The organism is Streptomyces sp. NBC_00376 (assembly GCF_036077095.1).
Lineage (GTDB): Bacteria > Actinomycetota > Actinomycetes > Streptomycetales > Streptomycetaceae > Streptomyces.
Window position 1 is genome coordinate 4,368,928 of sequence record NZ_CP107960.1, and the last position, 17,049, is coordinate 4,385,976.

Annotated in this window: 16 protein-coding genes; 8 read left to right on the forward strand and 8 right to left on the reverse strand. The window is 68.2% G+C overall.

The genetic code is table 11. The annotated features are described in order from the left end of the window. The first annotated feature begins 58 nt into the window (after positions 1–58). Together OG842_RS19725 and OG842_RS19730 are read left to right on the forward strand one after the other, a co-directional pair. Positions 59–511: a GNAT family N-acetyltransferase gene (locus tag OG842_RS19725; protein WP_266731302.1), complete on the forward strand. Its 453-nt coding sequence runs from the start codon at positions 59–61 to the stop codon at positions 509–511. 32 nt (positions 512–543) lie between these two features. Continuing rightward, the gene (locus OG842_RS19730; protein ID WP_266731304.1) at positions 544–1,707 is read left to right on the forward strand and encodes a winged helix DNA-binding domain-containing protein; all 1,164 of its coding nucleotides are present in this window, start codon (positions 544–546) and stop codon (positions 1,705–1,707) included. 42 nt (positions 1,708–1,749) lie between these two features. Here the strand turns inward: OG842_RS19730 and OG842_RS19735 are convergent, their stop codons facing one another. Next, the gene (locus OG842_RS19735; RefSeq protein ID WP_266731305.1) at positions 1,750–3,132 is read right to left on the reverse strand and encodes a serine hydrolase domain-containing protein; all 1,383 of its coding nucleotides are present in this window, start codon (positions 3,130–3,132) and stop codon (positions 1,750–1,752) included. 95 nt (positions 3,133–3,227) lie between these two features. Then, complete coding sequence (gene dnaB, locus OG842_RS19740) at positions 3,228–4,688, reverse strand: replicative DNA helicase (protein WP_206433546.1); 1,461 nt, start codon at positions 4,686–4,688, stop codon at positions 3,228–3,230. A 477-nt stretch (positions 4,689–5,165) separates the two neighbouring features. On the opposite strand from dnaB, the gene OG842_RS19745 reads away from it, so the two are divergent. Then, positions 5,166–6,503 (forward strand): MATE family efflux transporter, encoded by a 1,338-nt coding sequence (locus OG842_RS19745; protein ID WP_266731307.1) that lies wholly within the window; start codon positions 5,166–5,168, stop codon positions 6,501–6,503. A 163-nt stretch (positions 6,504–6,666) separates the two neighbouring features. On the opposite strand, the gene rplI is transcribed toward OG842_RS19745, so the two are convergent. The 4 genes from rplI to rpsF all read right to left on the reverse strand — a co-directional run bounded on the left by rplI (position 6,667) and on the right by rpsF (position 8,388). Further along, positions 6,667–7,113 carry a 50S ribosomal protein L9 gene (rplI, locus tag OG842_RS19750; RefSeq protein ID WP_266731309.1) on the reverse strand — a complete coding sequence of 149 codons (447 nt, stop codon included), beginning with the start codon at positions 7,111–7,113 and terminating at the stop codon, positions 6,667–6,669. Positions 7,114–7,131: 18 nt separating this feature from the next. Next, positions 7,132–7,368, reverse strand: coding sequence for a 30S ribosomal protein S18 (rpsR, locus tag OG842_RS19755; RefSeq protein WP_003967857.1), 237 nt, complete (start codon positions 7,366–7,368; stop codon positions 7,132–7,134). Between the two features lie 43 nt (positions 7,369–7,411). Further along, positions 7,412–8,023, reverse strand: a complete 612-nt coding sequence (locus OG842_RS19760) for a single-stranded DNA-binding protein (RefSeq protein WP_072487611.1) — start codon at positions 8,021–8,023, stop codon at positions 7,412–7,414. Between the two features lie 74 nt (positions 8,024–8,097). Beyond that, entirely contained in the window at positions 8,098–8,388 is a 291-nt protein-coding gene (gene rpsF, locus OG842_RS19765; RefSeq protein WP_072487610.1) for a 30S ribosomal protein S6, read from the reverse strand. Positions 8,389–8,664: 276 nt separating this feature from the next. Here rpsF and OG842_RS19770 point away from each other — a divergent pair, with 276 nt between their 5' ends. The 3 genes from OG842_RS19770 to OG842_RS19780 all read left to right on the forward strand — a co-directional run bounded on the left by OG842_RS19770 (position 8,665) and on the right by OG842_RS19780 (position 11,495). Next, a complete protein-coding gene (locus OG842_RS19770) occupies positions 8,665–8,979 on the forward strand; it encodes a hypothetical protein (protein ID WP_266731312.1) in 315 nt (104 codons plus the stop codon). 218 nt (positions 8,980–9,197) lie between these two features. Continuing rightward, the gene (locus OG842_RS19775) at positions 9,198–10,316 is read left to right on the forward strand and encodes a lipid II:glycine glycyltransferase FemX (RefSeq protein ID WP_266731313.1); all 1,119 of its coding nucleotides are present in this window, start codon (positions 9,198–9,200) and stop codon (positions 10,314–10,316) included. A 147-nt stretch (positions 10,317–10,463) separates the two neighbouring features. Beyond that, on the forward strand, positions 10,464–11,495 hold the full coding sequence (locus OG842_RS19780; RefSeq protein ID WP_124719891.1) for an alanine racemase: 1,032 nt from the start codon (positions 10,464–10,466) through the stop codon (positions 11,493–11,495). Positions 11,496–11,559: 64 nt separating this feature from the next. Here OG842_RS19780 and OG842_RS19785 read toward each other — a convergent pair whose 3' ends face one another. Both OG842_RS19785 and OG842_RS19790 read right to left on the reverse strand, forming a co-directional pair. Next, a complete protein-coding gene (locus OG842_RS19785) occupies positions 11,560–13,059 on the reverse strand; it encodes a glycosyltransferase family 87 protein (RefSeq protein ID WP_266731315.1) in 1,500 nt (499 codons plus the stop codon). A 102-nt stretch (positions 13,060–13,161) separates the two neighbouring features. Continuing rightward, complete coding sequence (locus OG842_RS19790) at positions 13,162–15,423, reverse strand: transglycosylase domain-containing protein (RefSeq protein ID WP_266731316.1); 2,262 nt, start codon at positions 15,421–15,423, stop codon at positions 13,162–13,164. Positions 15,424–15,603: 180 nt separating this feature from the next. Between OG842_RS19790 and OG842_RS19795 the strand changes: the two genes are divergently transcribed. After that, positions 15,604–15,762, forward strand: a complete 159-nt coding sequence (locus OG842_RS19795; RefSeq protein ID WP_266731317.1) for a hypothetical protein — start codon at positions 15,604–15,606, stop codon at positions 15,760–15,762. 550 nt (positions 15,763–16,312) lie between these two features. Then, the gene (locus OG842_RS19800) at positions 16,313–17,020 is read left to right on the forward strand and encodes a PadR family transcriptional regulator (RefSeq protein ID WP_266731318.1); all 708 of its coding nucleotides are present in this window, start codon (positions 16,313–16,315) and stop codon (positions 17,018–17,020) included. Positions 17,021–17,049 lie beyond the last annotated feature (29 nt).

Sequence of the window (17,049 nt, forward strand, 5' to 3'; positions counted from 1 at the left end):
CTGCCCGGGACGGACCGACGCCGTGCGCCGCCCGGCCGGGCTGCGTACCCTGCCGATCATGAGCGATCTGGAGATACGCCCCGCCGCCCTCGCCGACATCCAGGCGATCGTGGCCATGCTCGCCGACGATCCGCTGGGTGCCCGGCGTGAGTCGCCGGACGACCTCGCCCCGTACCGCGCCGCGTTCCAACGGCTCGCGGACGATCCGAACCAGCACCTGGTGGTCGCCGTACGCGAAGGCCGCGTCGTCGGAACCCTGCAACTGACCGTGATTCCCGGGCTTTCCCGGCGCGGCTCGACCCGCTCGGTCATCGAGGGCGTACGCATCCACGCCGACGAGCGCGGCAGCGGCCTCGGCACCCTGTTGATCGAGTGGGCCGTGGACGAATCGCGGCGGCAGGACTGCCAGTTGGTCCAGCTGACGTCGGATGCGACCCGGACCGATGCCCATCGCTTCTACGAGCGGCTCGGATTCACCGCCAGCCATGTGGGCTTCAAGCTCGCACTCTGATCGCGCTTCGGAATCCGGGAGAGGGGTCGTCCATGCACCGCATCAGTGACGAACAGCGCAGGATCAGGCTCGGACGACGTCATCTCCTGGCCCCGTCGGTACGGACCGCCTCCCCGGTCTCCGTGGCCGACGCGCTCGTCGCACTGCACGCCACCGACGCCGCCACCGTCTTCCTCTCGGCGTGTGCCCGCATGACCGAGGCGGACGTCGCCCCGGTGGAAGAGGCTCTCTACGGGGAGGTCTCGCTGGTCCGGCAACTCTCCATGCGGAACACCCTCTTCGTCGTGTCGCGGGATCTCGCCCCCTGTGTCGACGCGTCGAACGCGCGGACCGTGGCTGCCAAGGAGCGCCGGGCCTTCCTCAAACACTTGGCGGACGACGGCAACGGCCTGGACGAGTGCTGGCTCGCCGACGCGGAACGGCAGACACTCGCCGCTCTGGCCGACCGCGGCACCGCGACCGGCACCGAGCTCTCCGCCGCCGTGGCTGCTCTGCGTACAAAGATCACCCTCTTCCCCGGCAAGAGGGCCGAGACCGTGCAGGGCGTCGCCTCCCGGGTCATCCGGATCCTGGCCGCCGAGAACCGCATCCGCCGGGACCGGCCACGCGGTTCCTGGACCTCCAGCCAGTTCCGCTGGACGACGTCCGAGCCCTGGCCGTTCGAGGAGCCCGCTCAGGCGCAGGCCGAGCTGGCCCGGCGCTGGCTCCGTTCCTACGGCCCGGCGACCGAAGCCGACCTCAAGTGGTGGACGGGCTGGGGAGTGGGCCAGGTCCGTAGGGCACTCGCGGCCGTCGGGGCCGAGCCGGTCCGGCTCGACGGCGGCGCCACGGGGTGGGTACTGCCAGAGGACATGGCACCGGAACCCGCTCCGGAACCCTGGGCGGCGCTGCTTCCGGCCCTTGACCCCAGCGCCATGGGGTGGGCCGATCGTGGCTTCCATCTCCCGGCCGGGCATCGGGAGGCCCTCTTCGACCGGTCCGGCAACATCGGCCCGACCGTGTGGTGGAACGGCCGGATCGTGGGCGGCTGGGCCCAGCGAGCCGATGGTGAGCCGGTCTGGCGGCTGCTGTCCGACACGGGCCGGGATGCCTCCGCCGCGATTGAGGCAGAAGCATCCCGGTTCTCGCAATGGGTGGGCCAGGCACGGATCACTCCGCGCTTCCGCACCCCGCTGGAACGGGAGTTGACGGCCTGAGCCGGCCCACTCCCTCCCGCTGTTTCACGTGAAACGTGACGCTCAGCCTTCCAGGCCCCGCCATCCGCCCTCGTCCACTCCACCGGGAACGGCTGCCGCAGGGTCGTACGGCTCCCGCGTGAAGACGAACGACCCCAGATCGAGGTGGTTCACACTGCCGTCGCTGTTACGGACCACGCGCAGCGTCTCCCCCGCGTAGTAGCCATCGAGACCGATCCAGGTGCCATCGGGCTGTGCGGTGAACCTGGCGCCACGACCGGCGCCCTGCAGGGGTCCAAGCTCCAGCCCGCCGTCCGCGGCCATCCGCAGGACGTTCGAGCGCGTGCCCCAGTACCAGGGACCGGTCAGCGCCAGCAGTTCGGCATCCGCCTCCGGCAACGGGCGCCAGGGCTCCGGAATACGGGGCTCGGACTCGGCCACGATGTCCACGAGGTCGGCTGCGACACCGCCGACCATCAGCCCCGCCGTCGTGTTGGTGAGCGCTACGGCCGCCACATCGTCCTCGACGCTGATCCACAGGGCAGCCAGGAATCCGGGCAGCGAGCCCGTATGACCGATGAGGGTGCGGCTGCCGCTCCGCACCACCTGAAGACCCAGACCGTAGTTGACCTGCCACTCACCGGGCTCGGCCGGTGCGGACGGTACGCGCATCTGCTTCACGGAGGTGGCACGGAGCACCCTGTCGTCCCCCTCGGCCAGGAAGGCCGCGAAGCGCAGGAGGTCATCGGTCGTGGACCAGAGCTGGCCGGCCGGGGCCATCAGCCCGAGATCCTCCGCCGGTTCGGGCAGCATGACGTCGGCCCAGGGATGCACGGCCCAGCCGCCCGCGTGTGGCGACTGCGGGTGGGGGCCGGTGCGGTGCATGGAGAGCGGCTCCAGGATCTCGCGCCGCAGCACCTCCGCCCAGCTCGCCCCGCGCACCTTCTCGACCAGCGCACCCAGCAGTGTGTAGCCAGGGTTCGAGTAGTGGTGACGTTGACCCGGGCTGTGCATCCGGGTCTGCTCGCCGAGCACATCGGCCAACTCGGGCCGCAGCGTGCCCGGGGTCCTCTCCCACCAGGGCGCGGGCGCCTCGGCACCGAGTCCCGCACTGTGCCCCAGCAATTGATGGATCGTTACGTCGCCGACGCCGGTGCCGGGCAGATGCTTCTCCAGCGGATCCTCCAGGTCCAGGAGGCCCTCGTCGCGCAGGCGCAGCACCAGCACCGCGGTGAAGGTCTTGGTGAGGGAGCCGATCCTGAACTGCGTGTCGCCGTCGGGGGCGTGGCCGTCCACACAACTGCGGGCACCGCTCCAGACGGTCCGCCCCTGCCTCCGCACCGCGGCGACGAGAGAGGGCGCCCGGCCCTCCGACTGAGCGGTGGCGATGCGGTGCAGGAGGGCACGCTGTGTCCCCGGTAGCAACTGTTCGGGTGAGTAGGTCATGCTCAAACAACTACCCGCAGAACCAAGCGGTGGCGAGCCCATTTACCGGCACCCGGACCGCGCCGGACCGCGCCCGGGGCCTCCGACGGCGCCGGTCAGGTCTGTGCCATGTCCACGAAGCGCGAGTAGTGGCCCTGGAAGGCCACTGTGATCGTTGCCGTCGGACCGTTACGGTGCTTGGCCACGATCAGGTCGGCCTCACCGGCGCGGGGGGACTCCTTCTCGTACGCGTCCTCGCGGTGCAGCAGGATCACCATGTCGGCGTCCTGCTCGATGGATCCGGATTCACGCAGGTCGGAGACCATCGGCTTCTTGTCGGTGCGCTGTTCGGGACCACGGTTCAGCTGGGAGAGCGCGATGACCGGAAGCTGAAGCTCCTTGGCAAGCAGCTTGAGGTTTCGGGACATGTCCGAAACTTCCTGCTGGCGGCTCTCGGCACGCTTGGAGCCGCCGGACTGCATCAGCTGCAGATAGTCGATGACCACGAGCTTGAGGTCGTTGCGCTGCTTGAGACGGCGGCACTTGGCCCGGATCTCCATCATGGAGAGGTTCGGGGAGTCGTCGATGTAGAGCGGGGCGGCCGAGACATCGGGCATCCGGCGGGCCAGCCGCGTCCAGTCCTCGTCGGTCATGGTGCCGGAACGCATGTGGTGCAGCGCCACCCGGGCCTCGGCGGAGAGCAGACGCATCGCGATCTCGTTGCGTCCCATTTCGAGGGAGAAGATCACGCTGGGCAGATTGCTCTTGATCGAACAAGCCCGTGCGAAGTCGAGGGCCAGCGTGGACTTACCCATGGCGGGACGGGCCGCGATGACGACCATCTGCCCCGGGTGCAGACCGTTCGTCAGGGCATCGAGGTCGGTGAAACCGGTCGGCACACCGGTCATCTCGCCGCTGCGCGAACCGATCGCCTCGATCTCGTCGAGCGCGCCCTCCATGATGTCGCCGAGCGGCAGATAGTCCTCGCTGGTGCGTTGCTCGGTGACCGCGTAGATCTCGGCCTGCGCGGAGTTCACGATGTCATCGACATCGCCGTCCGCCGCGTATCCCATCTGCGTGATCTTCGTGCCGGCTTCGACGAGCCGCCTCAGGACCGCCCGCTCATGGACGATCTCCGCGTAGTACGAAGCGTTGGCCGCGGTCGGCACGGACTGGACGAGGGTGTGCAGATACGGCGCCCCGCCCACCTTGGTGATCTCGCCGCGCTTGACCAGCTCGGCCGCCACCGTGATCGGGTCGGCCGGCTCGCCCTTCGCGTAGAGGTCGAGGATCGCCTGGTAGACGGTCTCGTGCGCGGGCCGGTAGAAGTCGTGGCCCTTGATGATCTCCACGACATCGGCGATGGCATCCTTGGACAGGAGCATGCCACCGAGGACCGACTGCTCGGCATCGAGGTCCTGGGGCGGAACCCGCTCGAAACCGGGTGAGCCACCCTCCCAGCCGCCGCTCTCCCTGCCGCGTTCGTGCTGCTCGCCGCGGTCCCTGCCTTCACCGCGGCGCTGCCGGGAAACGGGCAGACGGTCGCTGGGACCGGTCTCGGCCCAGGGGTCGTCCAAAGGCTCGGGAATGCTCACCGGGCCACCTCCTCCCGTCCGCTCCGCGGACCTCGCCATGCCACTCTTTCTTACGGCACAGCACCGACAAACAAGACGCCCGACTCCGGTTCCGGCGCGTCGAGTTCTGAGTGGTTCCGAGTCCGGAACGGGGTGCGGGCGCCGGTCCACGGTAGGCCGCTCGGCACCGTCAGCCAATCTGGTTATCCACAGGGCATGTGGACGACCGATCAGATGCTGTGGAGAACTCTGCGGAACCTGTGCACGGAGCGGGGGACAGCACTGTGGACAAACTCATAGCACCCGCATCAACAGCGCCCTGACCTGGCGTTTCCCCATCCACGGCCTGTGGGGGAGAAAAACTTTCCGAGTCAGCACAAGATCACGACAAACGGCACACAGGAGAACGCCGGGCGTGAGCAAATGTAAGGGATGCTATGCCATTGCATCCATTACCTGTGGAAGATTAGATTGGCCCCCATGATCCAGGCCCCGGCGTCCCCGCCGCCCAGTCGTCGACGGCACGACCGCGAGATCATCTCGCTCGCCGTTCCTGCCTTCGGCGCGCTCGTCGCCGAGCCGCTCTTCGTGATGGTCGACAGTGCCATCGTCGGCCATCTCGGCACCCCGCAGCTGGCCGGCCTGGCCGTCGCCGCCGCCCTGCTGACCACCGCCGTCAGCATCTTCGTCTTTCTCGCCTACGCCACCACCGCGGCAGTGGCACGACGGGTCGGAGCGGGCGATCTGGCCTCCGCGATCCGGCAGGGCATGGACGGCATCTGGCTGGCGGTCCTGCTGGGCGTCGCCGTCATCGCCATCGCTCTCCCCACGGCCCCCTGGCTGGTGGAGGTATTCGGCGCCTCCGACACGGCAGCCCCCTATGCGACCACGTATCTGCGGATCTCCAGCCTCGGCATCCCGGCCATGCTCGTGGTGATGGCCGCGACCGGCGTTCTCCGCGGCCTGCAGGACACCAGAACCCCGCTCTACGTCGCCATAGGAGGCTTCGCGGCCAACGGAGCCCTCAACGCGGGACTGGTCTACGGCGCCGGACTCGGGATCGCCGGATCGGCCTGGGGCACCGTGATCGCACAGGTCGCGATGGCCGTCGCCTATCTGGTCGTGGTGGTACGGGGAGCCCGAAGGCACGGCGCCTCGCTGCGCCCCGACGCGGCAGGCATCAGGGCCAGCGCCCAGGCCGGCGTTCCACTGCTGGTCCGTACGCTGTCACTCCGTGCCGTACTGCTGATCGCCACCGCCGTCGCCGCCCGTCTCGGCGACACCGAGATCGCCGCGCACCAGATCATCCTTTCCCTCTGGAGCCTGATGGCCTTCGCTCTCGACGCGATCGCCATTGCCGGTCAGGCGATCATCGGCCGCTACCTGGGAGCCGACGACACAAAGGGCGCACGCGAGGCATGCCGTCGCATGGTGCAGTGGGGCATCGTCTCCGGGGTGGTGTTCGGGGCATTGATCATCCTTGCCCGGCCGCTGTTCGTGCCCCTGTTCACCAGCGACCGGGCCGTGCAGGAAACCCTGCTCCCGGCGCTGCTGGTGGTAGCGCTGTCCCAGCCGATCGCGGGTGTGGTCTTCGTCCTGGACGGAGTACTGATGGGCGCCGGTGACGGGCGATACCTGGCGTGGGCCATGCTCGTCACGCTCGCGGTCTTCGCTCCGGTCGCCTTGCTGGTCCCGGTGATCGGGGGCGGCCTGACGGCGCTGTGGTGGGCGATGGCGCTGATGATGACCGTCCGCATGGTGACGCTCTGGCTGCGCACCCGCTCCGGCAAGTGGGTCGTCACCGGGGCCACCCGCTGAGCCACCGGCCATGGTCCCGTTTCACGTGAAACCGTGAAACCGCGAGGTCGTGAGACCGCGAGACCGGGGAACCGCCAGGCCGAAGGACCGAAAGGCCGAAAGCACGACGAAGGGCCGCACCCCGGGGGGTGCGGCCCTTCAGCTGCTCAGGTGAGCTGTGCCCTTAGGCAGCAACGACCTCGACGCCGAGGTTCGCAGCGACCTCGGGGTGCAGACGCACGGACACCTGGTGTCCGCCGAGCGTCTTGATCGGCGAGCCGAGCTCGACGCGACGCTTGTCGACGTCGGGGCCACCGGCGGCCTTGATCGCCGAGGCGATGTCGGCCGGCGTCACGGAGCCGAAGAGACGGCCGGCGTCGCCGGAGCGAACGGCCAGACGGACCTTCACGGCCTCGAGCTTGGCCTTGATCTCGTTGGCCTGCTCGATCGTGGCGATCTCGTGGATCTTGCGGGCGCGGCGGATCTGCGCCACGTCCTTCTCGCCACCCTTGGTCCAGCGGATGGCAAAGCCACGCGGAACCAGGTAGTTACGGGCGTACCCGTCCTTGACGTCGACGACGTCGCCCGCAGCACCGAGGCCGGAGACCTCGTGGGTGAGGATGATCTTCATGATTCGGTCACCCTTCCCTTATCGCGCGGTGGACGTGTAGGGCAGCAGCGCCATCTCACGGCTGTTCTTGACTGCCGTGGCGACGTCACGCTGGTGCTGCGTGCAGTTGCCGGTGACGCGGCGGGCACGGATCTTGCCGCGGTCGGAAATGAACTTCCGCAGCATGTTCGTGTCCTTGTAGTCCACGTACTGGGTCTTGTCCTTGCAGAAAGCGCAGACCTTCTTCTTAGGCTTGCGCACAGGCGGCTTCGCCATGGTGTTTCTCCTGTGTGATCAAGAAGTGGGGGTACGAGCTGCCCTAGAAGGGAGGCTCGTCCGAGTAGCCGCCGCCGGAGCCGCCGGAGCCGCCGGAGCTTCCGCCCCAGCCGCCTCCGCCGCCCTGCTGGCCCCCGCCCTGCTGGCCGCCGGAGGGCGCGCTCGTGGCCCACGGGTCGTCGGCGGGAGCGCCGCCACCACCCTGCTGGCCACCACCGGGACCGCCGCCCCAGTTGCCGCCGCCCTGCTGGCCGCCGCCGTATCCACCCTGGCCGCCCTGACCACCGCGACCGGTGGTCTTGGTGACCTTGGCCGTGGCGTTCTTCAGGCTGGGGCCGACTTCCTCGACATCCAGCTCGTAGACCGTGCGCTTGACGCCCTCGCGGTCTTCGTACGACCGCTGCTTCAGCCGGCCCTGCACGACAACGCGCATGCCTCGCTGGAGCGACTCGGCGACGTTCTCCGCCGCCTGCCGCCAGACCGAGCAGGTGAGGAACAGGCCTTCGCCGTCCTTCCACTCATTGGTCTGCCGGTCGAAGATGCGGGGAGTGGACGCGACACGGAACTTCGCGACCGCCGCACCGGACGGGGTGAAGCGCAGCTCGGGGTCGTCGACGAGATTGCCGACGACCGTGATGACGGTCTCGCCTGCCATGGATGAACCTCTCGGCGGGGATTGCTTCTGGCTGCTTGCTGCTACTCGAACCCGATGACCACTGAGCTAGACGCTCAGTGGGACTCGGGACGGAGGACCTTGGTCCGGAGGACCGACTCGTTCAGGTTCATCTGGCGGTCGAGCTCCTTGACGACCGCAGGCTCGGCCTGCAGGTCGATGACCGAGTAGATGCCCTCGGGCTTCTTCTTGATCTCGTAAGCGAGACGACGACGGCCCCAGGTGTCGACCTTCTCGACCTTTCCGTTGCCCTCACGGACGACGGAGAGGAAGTTCTCGATCAGCGGGGAGACAGCGCGCTCCTCGAGATCGGGGTCGAGGATGACCATCACCTCGTAGTGACGCATGTGGAACCCACCTCCTTTGGACTCAGCGGCCACGGTCGTTCCGTGGCAGGAGGGTCGTGATGCGTGAGCATCGATGTCTCCGAGTAAAACAGCCGCCACTGACAACACCCTCCATGGAGAGGGGCTGCCGTGCTGGCCTGGGCAGACACCGGTGCAGACCGTACAGAGTACCCGCAGACCGGCCTCCGGTTGAAATCCGGTGGTCAGGAGACGCAATCTGGACACATCGGGTGTGAGCGGCGCCACCACGCGCCCCATTCGGCCAGGAGGTACTCCATGGCACAGGCAATACGACCCCGTCCCCCCGTCTCACTGCTCGCCACGGACGGCAAGCCCCATCCGCTCCAGCAGACCTTTGTGGCGGTGACGCTGGTCCTCGGCCTACTCGCCTTCGTGACGGCGATGTTCCACAACCTGCATCTGATCAGTTCGTGGGCCGGACTCATCGGGATCCTCACAGGCGCGTACGGCCAGTACATCTCGGTGACCACGCGCGAGCGGTTCCCGCTGATCATCGGCATGGGCGCGGCCGCCATCGGCTTCTTCCTGGGCATGGCACACGGCGGCCTCTTCGGCGGCGTGGTGGGCTGACCCGGCACAGTCGCAACCGGAAGGCGGAACGGCGTGGGAACCACACAGGGTCCCCGCGCCGTTCCCCGTACAAGAAACCCCCGCAACCCGGGTCGCGACGGCGGCGGAACGGCTGGTCCCCATAGGGCCAGTCGGCGTACTCGTCGGCCACAGTAGGCTTCGGCGCGAGAGCCGGAGCCCCTGACCGATGGGGACACACCTGCCGAGGAGCGCCCCGCATGAGCCTGACCCTGAGGACCATCAGCCGAGAGCAGCATCTGGCATACATCCAGAGCCTGCCTGCGGCGAGTCACATGCAGGTCCCGGCATGGGCGGACGTGAAGGCCGAGTGGCGCTCGGAGAGCCTCGGCTGGTTCGACAAGACCGGACAGCTCGTCGGCGCCGGACTGGTGCTCTACCGGCAGCTGCCCAAGATCAAGCGCTACCTCGCCTATCTGCCCGAGGGCCCGGTCATCAACTGGTACGCCCCGAACCTGGACGACTGGCTGCGTCCGATGCTGGCGCACCTCAAGCAGCAGGGTGCCTTCTCCGTGAAGATGGGCCCGCCGGTCATCATCCGCCGCTGGGACGCGGCCGCCATCAAGTCGGGCATCCAGGACCCGGAAGTGAAGCGTCTGCGCGACGTCGAGGCCACCCACATCGAGCCGCGCGCCTTCGAAGTGGCGGACCGGCTGCGGAAGATGGGCTGGCAGCAGGGCGAGGACGGCGGCGCCGGATTCGGTGACGTACAGCCCCGCTACGTCTTCCAGGTGCCGCTGGCCAACCGCTCGCTCGAAGACGTCCACAAGGGCTTCAACCAGCTGTGGCGACGCAACATCAAGAAGGCCGAGAAGGCCGGCGTCGAGGTCGTCCAGGGCAGCTACGCCGAGCTCGACGAGTGGCAGCGGCTGTACGAGATCACGGCGGAGCGCGACCACTTCCGGCCGCGTCCGCTGGGCTACTTCCAGCGTATGTGGACGGCCCTCAACAACGAGGACCCCAACCGGATGCGGCTGTACTTCGCCCGGCACGAGGGCGAGAACGTCGCGGCCGCGACCATGCTGATCGTCGGCGGGCACGTCTGGTACTCCTACGGTGCGTCCGCCAACCACAAGCGCGAGGTCCGGCCCTCGAACGCGATGCAATGGCGGATGCTGCGCGACGCGTACGCCATGGGTGCCACCGTCTACGACCTGCGCGGCATCTCCGACTCGCTGGACGAAACCGACCACCTCTTCGGTCTGATCCAGTTCAAGGTGGGCACCGGCGGCCAGGCGGCCGAGTACCTCGGCGAATGGGACTTCCCGCTCAACAAGCTGCTGCACAAGGCGCTCGACATCTACATGTCGCGCCGCTGACCCACGCCGCCGGCCCGCGTCGCGCCGTACACGACGCCCCGCCGATACGCGTCGCCCCGCTGACGAATCCGGCTTCATTGGTTTGAATGGGGCTTCGGCTTCACACACCTCCCACACAGCAGTCACCAGAAGGGTTCCGGACCGGCCATGGCGCTCTCCCTCTACGTCGACACCGCGCGCTGGCGGGCGCACCAGAAATCCGTCCTCGACCAGTTCCCCGGCCTCGTACCGGTCTGCAAGGGCAACGGATACGGCTTCGGCCACGAACGGCTGGCCGACGAGGCCATCCGCTTCGGCTCCGACATGCTCGCCGTCGGAACCACCTACGAGGCGGCCCGCATCAAGGACTGGTTCAGCGGCGACCTCCTGGTCCTCACTCCGTTCCGCCGGGGCGAGGAGCCGGTGCCGCTGCCCGACCGCGTGATCCGGTCCGTGTCCTCCGTGGACGGCGTGCACGCCCTGGTGGGCGCACGGGTCGTCATCGAGTGCATGAGCTCGATGAAGCGCCACGGCGTCAAGGAGGAGGAGCTCGGGCAGCTGCACGCCGCCATCGAGGACGTACGGCTCGAAGGCTTCGCCCTGCACCTGCCGCTGGACCGCACGGACGGCTCGGACGCGGTCGAGGAGGTCATCGGCTGGATGGACCGGCTGCGCGCGGCCCGGCTGCCGCTGCACACCATGTTCGTCAGCCATCTGCGCGCCGAGGAGCTGGGCCGGCTCCAGCAGCAGTTCCCGCAGACCCGTTTCCGCGCCCGCATCGGTACCCGGCTGTGGCTCGGCGACCACGAGGCGACGGAGTACCGGGGTGCCGTCCTGGACGTCACGCGCGTCGCCAAGGGGGACCGCTTCGGCTACCGCCAGCAGAAGGCCGCCTCGGACGGCTGGCTGGTGGTCGTCGCCGGCGGTACGTCGCACGGCGTGGGCCTGGAGGCCCCGAAGGCCCTGCACGGTGTGATGCCGCGCGCCAAGGGCGTCGCCCGCGCTGGCCTGGCCACGGTCAACCGCAACCTGTCGCCGTTCGTCTGGGCGGGCAAGCAGCGCTGGTTCGCCGAGCCGCCGCACATGCAGGTCTCGATCCTGTTCGTCCCGTCGGACGCCCAGGAGCCGAAGGTCGGCGACGAGCTGGTGGCCCATCTGCGCCACACGACCACCCAGTTCGACCGCCTCGTCGACCGTTAGGAAGCAGCCGGGTCCCTCCGGACGGGAGAGACCCGGCTCTCGGAGCCTGTCGGGCGACAGGCTCTCAGTCGGCGACCGGTCCGCGCGCCGCGCCCCATTCCACCCGTGGCCCTTCCACCGCCGGGTGGGCATGGCGCTCCGGATGCGCCGCCCGCCCCAGCACGAACGCGTCCGGGGCCCCGTCGAGCACCCCGCCGGACGGATCGTCCGACCCGTCGCGCCGTACGACGTCCCGCTCCGGCATGAGGATGTCCCGTACGACCACGGCGCAGAGGTACAACGTGCCCAGCAGATGCAGGGCGATCGCCAGCTGGTACCCCTCCGTGGGCAGCCCCTGGTGCTTGTCCCCGCTCGTCGTGTACGCGAGGTACATCCAGATCCCCAGGAAGTACATGACCTCGCACGCCTGCCAGATCAGGAAGTCACGCCAGCGCGGCCGGGCCAGGGCGGCCAGGGGGATCAGCCACAGCACGTACTGCGGCGAGTAGACCTTGTTGACGAGGATGAACGCCGCGACGACGAGAAAGGCGAGCTGCGCGAAGCGCGGCCGCCGCGGCGCCATCAGGGTCAGTGCACCGATCGCCGCGCACAGCAGGACCGTCGTCAGGGTCGAGACGGTGTTGACGGTCGAGACCTCGATGCTCTCGCCGGTCCGCTGGGTGATGATCAGCCAGAAGGAACCGAAGTCGATGCCCCGTTCCTCGCTGAACGTGTAGAACTTCTTCCAGCCCTCCGGCGCGAGGGCCATCACCGGCAGGTTCACCACCAGCCAGGACACCGCCGCCCCGAGCGTCGCCATGCCGAACTCCCGCCACTTGCCCGCCCGCCAGCACAGGACGAACACCGGCCCCAGCAGGAACACGGGATAGAGCTTGGCGGCCGTGGCGAGCCCGATGAGGATGCCGAACGCCAGCACCCGTCCCCGGGACCACATGAGCATCGCCGCGGCCGTCAGCGCGACGGCCAGCAGGTCCCAGTTGATCGTCGCGGTGAGCGCGAAGGCCGGCGCAAGAGCGACCAGCAGCCCGTCCCAGGGGCGGCGCCGGTGCGTACGGGCGACGCAGACGGCGATGATCACGGCGCAGATCATCAGCATGCCCGCGTTGACCATCCAGTACATCTGCTCACGGTGCTGAATGGATCCGCCCGGTGTCAGCCAGGCGGCTACCTGCATGAACACACCTGTCAGGACGGGGTACTCCAGGAACTGCATGTCACCGGGCAGCCGGTCGAAGTACGGCACCAGCCCGTCGGAGAAGCCCCGGGCGGCGAAGAGATGCGGGATGTCCGAGTAACAGGCGTGCGTGTACTGCGAACCCGCGCCCCGGAACCACGCCCAGTTGTAACAGGGCAGCTTCTGCACCATGCCCAGCGCGAACATCCCGAGAGCCACCAGCGCGATGGCGCCCACGGGCGTGAGCGCCGTGCTGCCGAGCCGTGTCCAGCGCCCCGACCTCCCGCCGATCAGCTCGCTTCCGGCCGCAGCCACCTCGTCCTGGTGGGTGGGCCGTACGACCGACCGTTCCTCGGGCTGGTGCACACTCGTGTCTTCTGCGCTTGGCATGCCGCTCATCCTGCCGTACCGGACTGTGGAAACGACGAGGGCCGCCGCACCATGTGGTGCGGCGGCCCTCATGACCGGGTCGGCCCATCGGCCGCGCGAACGCTATCCGGTCGGCCCGCCGAAGAATCCGCCGTTGCCGTTCCCGCCGTTGCCGTTTCCGCCGCCGTTCCCGTTCCCGCCGGTCGGCGGATCGGGTGTCGTCGTCGGACTGGTGCTGCCGCCACCGGGGCCGCCGCCGTTCGCGCCGCTGTTGGTCCCGCCGTTGTTGTGCTGGCAGTCCCAGTCGAACGTTCCGCAGGTCTCGGTGGGGTCGGGCTCCGACGGGGACTCGGTCATCGAGGGCGACTCCGTCACCGACATGGTCGGCGAGGGCGTCGTCGGCGCCGTGGGCGTCGGCGTGGGGCTCTGCGCACCGCCGCCGTAGACCTTGTCACCGATCGGACCCGGCTCCGGGAAGGTCAGGACCGGCTTCCCCTTCAGCGCACCCACCATGTAGTCGTGCCAGATCTGGGCCGGGAACGAAGCACCGTGGATCGTCCGCTCGCCACCCGTGCCGTACATCTTCTCGAACTTGCGGTTCTTGTTCGTCGCGTCGTCGTCGAGCCGGTACATGCTGATGGCTGTGGACAGCTGCGGCGTGTAACCGACGAACCAGGCCGACTTGTTGTCGTCCGTCGTACCCGTCTTGCCCGCCACGTCCCGGCCGGGGATCTGCGCGGGAGTACCGGTGCCCTTCTCGACGACGTTCTTCAGGACATCGGTGACGTTGTCGGCGATCGCGGCGTCGAAGGCACGCTTGGGGGCGTCCTTGTGCCGGTAGATGGTCTTGCCGTCGAACTTCGCCTCGGAGACCGAGAAGGGCTCGCGCTGCTGGCCACTGGCGGCGAAGGTCGCGTACGCACCGGCCATCCGGATCGCACTGGGCGAGGACGTACCGATGGAGAACGACGGCACGTGCGAATCCGCCATCTGTTCGTCGTCCTTGAGCCCCGCGGCCATGGCGACGTTCTTCACCTTGTCGGTGCCGACGTCCATGCCGAGCTGCACGTACGGGGAGTTGGCCGACCACTGCATCGCCTCGCGAAGGGTGATGTTGCCCTTCGACTCACCGCCGTCGTTGGCCTGCAGCCACTCCTTGCCGTTCTCGTCGGTCCAGATCTCGCCGTTGTACTTCTTGATCTTCAGCTTGTTATCGGCGTTGTAGATGCTGAGCGGCGAGACCTTGGTGCGCTCCGAGTCGTCCTGGTCCTCGGAGAGCGCGGGGTTCCGCTTGCCGTACTCCATCGCCGCCGCCAGCACGAACGGCTTGAAGGTCGAACCGACCTGCGCACCGGTGGGGTTGGCGTTGTTGGTGAAGTGCTTGGTCGCGTCCTGACCGCCGTAGATCGCCACGATGGCCCCGGTCTCGGGGTCCACCGAGCCGCCGCCGAACTGGACGTGGGTGTCCGTCTTCGGGCGCTGCTTCGGCTTGATCTTGCTGTCGTAGACCTTCTGAACCGCGTTCTTGAGCTCGTTGACCTTCTTCTTGTTGAAGGTCGTTTTGATCTGGTAGCCGCCGCGGGACAGCATCTCCGCCGTGACGCCATGCTTGTTGTTGCTGAGGAAGTACTGCCTGGCGAGTTCGACCAGGTAACCGGTCTGGCCTTCCAGCTGGGCGTTCTTCTTCGGCAGGTCCGGCATCGGGAACTCGGTGTACTTGGCGCGCTCCGCCTTCGAAAGACGCCCGTCCTTCACCTCTTCGTCGAGGATCCACTTCCAGCGCTTCTTGGCCCGTTCGGTGTTCAGCTTCTCCGTCGCCTGCACAGGGTCGACGTCGGTGGCACCCGCCGGGTCGTAGTAGGACGCGCCCTTGAGCAGCGTGGCCAGGAACGCGCACTCGCTCGGATCCAGGTCGACGGCGTCCTTGCCGTAGTACGTACGGGCCGCCGCCTGGATCCCCGAAGCACCTCGTCCGTAGTACGAGACGTTGAGGTAGCCCGCCATGATCTGGTTCTTCTTCATGTCGTTGCTGACCTTGAGCGTGATGAATAGTTCCTGGAACTTCCGGCTCAGGGTCTGCTCCTGGGACAGACGCGAGTTCTTCACGTACTGCTGGGTGATGGTCGATCCACCCTGCGTCTCACCGCCCGTGGCCATGTTGAACAGGGCCCTCGCGATGCCCATGGGGTCGATGCCCCGGTCATGCTCGAAGGACTTGTTCTCGGCCGAGATGACGGCGTCCCGCATCGCTTCGGGAATCTGCTCGTAGCCGATGATCTGGCGGTTGACCGCACCGCCCGTGGCGACCATCTGCGAGCCGTCGTCCCAGAGGTAGACGTTGTTCTGCGCCTCCGCGGCCTCGTTCACCTTGGGCTTCTCGACCATCGCGTATGCGATACCGGCGACGCCCATGAGCAGGCCGAGGAAGCCGACGCAGAGACTGGAGACCAGCTTCCAGGACGGAACCCAGCGTCGGAAGCCGTACTTGCCGGCGCGCGGGTAGTCGATGAACCGCTTCTTGGCAGGGCGCTGGGGGCCTCGGCCCCGCCCCCTGCCCGGCCCCTCGTGCCCGCCGTCACCGCCACCACGACGGCGTCCGCCGCCGCCGCGACCTGCTCCGCCGCCCTCGGCGGCACGACGGCTCCCGCCGCCCCGCTGGGCGGCACGTCTGGCCTCGGCGCGTCCGCCGTACGGGCTGTCACCGCCGCTCGAACCGGAAGGTGACTCGGAAGTTACTCCACGTGACGGAGCGGCGCGGCGTCCTGATGAGGACTGCTGGGCGGCTCGTCTGGCCGCTGCACGCCCGCCACCTTGCGGTTGCGGCGTTTTGCGACGGTGCTCGCTCATCGAACGACTACTCCTCGGGCAGGCGAGAGCGCCTGGAAGCGGCAGTTGAGATCCGGTCCCCCGAATTACGGACAAGCCCTGAGACGGGCTCGTCCGCCATGCGTCCGGCTGGCCCACGGAGAGTGACGCGCGGGCGCGTCGCGCGGTTACCGGTGGTCTGCATGCCGCACAGACTACGCACGGCCAAAACCCCCCTAGGGCCGAACTTCACCCCAAACAACGCAAGTCGGTGCCTATGAATTCACGATGTGACGCCGTTCACGATGACTCCCCTTGTCGCATCGCGACTCCCGATCTATCGTCGGGATGTATCGAGTCGATACATCAGCTCGGTACATCGGCCCGGCATCGGGCTCCGCAGAAGCACTCGGACGCACTCAAAGCACTCGGACACACCCGGGCGCACTCGGAGAAGGAGGAGGCGAAGTTGAGCAGACGCTCCGGCATCCTCGAATTCGCCGTTCTCGGCCTGCTCCGCGAGTCCCCGATGCACGGCTACGAGCTGCGCAAGCGCCTCAACACCTCGTTGGGGATCTTCCGTGCCTTCAGCTACGGCACCCTCTACCCCTGCCTCAAGACGCTGGTCGCCAACGGCTGGTTGATCGAGGAGCCGGGTGCCGCCCCCGTCGACCAGCCGCCCGCAACCGGCCGTGCGGTCGCCCCCTCCTCCTCACTGGCCGGACGCCGCGCCAAGATCGTCTACCGGCTGACGGCGGAAGGTAAGGAGCACTTCGAGGAGCTGCTCTCGCACACCGGCCCCGACTCCTGGGAGGACGAGCATTTCGCAGCCCGCTTCGCCTTCTTCGGACAGACGGAGCACGAGGTGCGGATGCGCGTGCTGGAAGGCCGGCGCAGCCGGCTCGAGGAGCGGCTGGAGAAGATGCGGGCCTCACTGGCCCGCACCCGGGAGCGCCTCGACGACTACACACTTGAGCTGCAGCGACACGGCATGGAGTCCGTGGAGCGCGAAGTGCGCTGGCTGAACGAGCTCATCGAGAGCGAGCGGTCGGGACGGGATCAGCGACGATCCTCGCCCGGGAGCGAAGCTCAGCAGAACACCGCAGGAGAGACGGGCGGCCTGCCCCGGCGCCGGGGTGACACCCCGCCGGATCCGTCCGACGACACCGCAGAGTGAGGTCCCCCGCAGATCCGCGGGGCCTTCAT

What these genes read in the sequence shown, in the direction of transcription:
- OG842_RS19725 (WP_266731302.1), top strand. Translation starts at nt 59, where the DNA reads ATGAGCGATCTGGAGATACGCCCCGCCGCCCTCGCCGACATCCAGGCG.
- OG842_RS19730 (WP_266731304.1), top strand. Translation starts at nt 544, where the DNA reads ATGCACCGCATCAGTGACGAACAGCGCAGGATCAGGCTCGGACGACGT.
- OG842_RS19735 (WP_266731305.1), bottom strand. Translation starts at nt 3,132, where the DNA reads ATGACCTACTCACCCGAACAGTTGCTACCGGGGACACAGCGTGCCCTC.
- OG842_RS19745 (WP_266731307.1), top strand. Translation starts at nt 5,166, where the DNA reads ATGATCCAGGCCCCGGCGTCCCCGCCGCCCAGTCGTCGACGGCACGAC.
- rplI (WP_266731309.1), bottom strand. Translation starts at nt 7,113, where the DNA reads ATGAAGATCATCCTCACCCACGAGGTCTCCGGCCTCGGTGCTGCGGGC.
- rpsR (WP_003967857.1), bottom strand. Translation starts at nt 7,368, where the DNA reads ATGGCGAAGCCGCCTGTGCGCAAGCCTAAGAAGAAGGTCTGCGCTTTC.
- OG842_RS19760 (WP_072487611.1), bottom strand. Translation starts at nt 8,023, where the DNA reads ATGGCAGGCGAGACCGTCATCACGGTCGTCGGCAATCTCGTCGACGAC.
- rpsF (WP_072487610.1), bottom strand. Translation starts at nt 8,388, where the DNA reads ATGCGTCACTACGAGGTGATGGTCATCCTCGACCCCGATCTCGAGGAG.
- OG842_RS19770 (WP_266731312.1), top strand. Translation starts at nt 8,665, where the DNA reads ATGGCACAGGCAATACGACCCCGTCCCCCCGTCTCACTGCTCGCCACG.
- OG842_RS19775 (WP_266731313.1), top strand. Translation starts at nt 9,198, where the DNA reads ATGAGCCTGACCCTGAGGACCATCAGCCGAGAGCAGCATCTGGCATAC.
- OG842_RS19780 (WP_124719891.1), top strand. Translation starts at nt 10,464, where the DNA reads ATGGCGCTCTCCCTCTACGTCGACACCGCGCGCTGGCGGGCGCACCAG.
- OG842_RS19785 (WP_266731315.1), bottom strand. Translation starts at nt 13,059, where the DNA reads ATGCCAAGCGCAGAAGACACGAGTGTGCACCAGCCCGAGGAACGGTCG.
- OG842_RS19790 (WP_266731316.1), bottom strand. Translation starts at nt 15,423, where the DNA reads ATGGTCGAGAAGCCCAAGGTGAACGAGGCCGCGGAGGCGCAGAACAAC.